This is a genomic window from Companilactobacillus nodensis DSM 19682 = JCM 14932 = NBRC 107160, assembly GCF_000615905.1.
GTDB classification, from domain to species: Bacteria; Bacillota; Bacilli; order Lactobacillales; family Lactobacillaceae; genus Companilactobacillus; species Companilactobacillus nodensis.
This window is the reverse complement of the sequence record NZ_BAMN01000052.1, coordinates 1-1,247: the sequence shown is the minus strand read 5'-3', so window position 1 is coordinate 1,247 and position 1,247 is coordinate 1. Positions and strand designations below refer to the sequence as shown.

1 rRNA gene is annotated in these 1,247 nt (G+C 47.3%); it reads right to left on the bottom strand.

The features are described from left to right. Positions 1 to 1,247: ribosomal RNA gene (locus JCM14932_RS13935) — 23S ribosomal RNA — on the bottom strand; the annotation flags it as partial.

Below are 1,247 nucleotides of genomic sequence, written 5' to 3'. Positions count from 1 at the left end.
ATATACGTCATCTTACGATTTAGCATAGACCTGTGTTTTTGATAAACAGTTGTTTGGGCCTATTCACTGCGGCTGGCTGTTACACCAGCACCCCTTCTCCCGAAGTTACGGGGTCATTTTGCCGAGTTCCTTAACGAGAGTTCACTCGCTGACCTTAGGATTCTCTCCTCGACTACCTGTGTCGGTTTGCGGTACGGGTAGTTTATTTCTAACTAGAAACTTTTCTCGGCAGTGTGAGTTACTGTGCTTCGCTACTTAAATTTCGCTCCTCATCACAGCTTGTCCTTAAAGGTAAAAGCATTTGACTCTTACCAAGACTTACTGCTTGAACACACTTTTCCAGCTGTGTGCACACATCATCCTCCTGCGTCCTTCCATCGTTCAAACAAAATAAACTAGTACGGGAATATCAACCCGTTATCCATCGATTACACCTCTCGGTCTCATCTTAGGCCCCGACTAACCCTGGGAGGACGAGCCTTCCCCAGGAAACCTTAGTCTTTCGGCCGATCAGATTCTCACTGATCTTTCGCTACTCATACCGGCATTCTCACTTCTAAGAACTCCACTGCTCCTTACGGTACAGCTTCAATGCTCTTACAACGCTCTCCTACCACGCATCTTACGATGCATCCACAGTTTCGGTATCATGCTTAGCCCCGGTACATTTTCGGCGCAGAATCACTCGACTAGTGAGCTATTACGCACTCTTTGAATGAATGGCTGCTTCTAAGCCAACATCCTAGTTGTCTATGCGTTTCCACATCCTTTTCCACTTAGCATGAATTTTGGGACCTTAACTGGTGATCTGGGCTGTTTCCCTTTCGACGGTGGATCTTATCACTCATCGTCTGACTCCCGGGTATAGATCAATGGTATTCGGAGTTTATCTGAATTCAGTAACCCAAGACGGGCCCCTAGTCCAAACAGTGCTCTACCTCCATGATCCTATTCCCCGAGGCTAACCCTAAAGCTATTTCGGAGAGAACCAGCTATCTCCAAGTTCGTTTGGAATTTCACCGCTACCCACACCTCATCCCAGCATTTTTCAACATACATGGGTTCGGCCCTCCGGTGTGTTTTACCACACTTTCAGCCTGGACATGGGTAGGTCACTTGGTTTCGGGTCTACATCTACATACTAAAGCGCCCTATTCAGACTCGCTTTCGCTACGGCTCCGCATTTTCTGCTTAACCTCGCATGTAAACGTAACTCGCCGGTTCATTCTACAAAAGGCACGCCATCA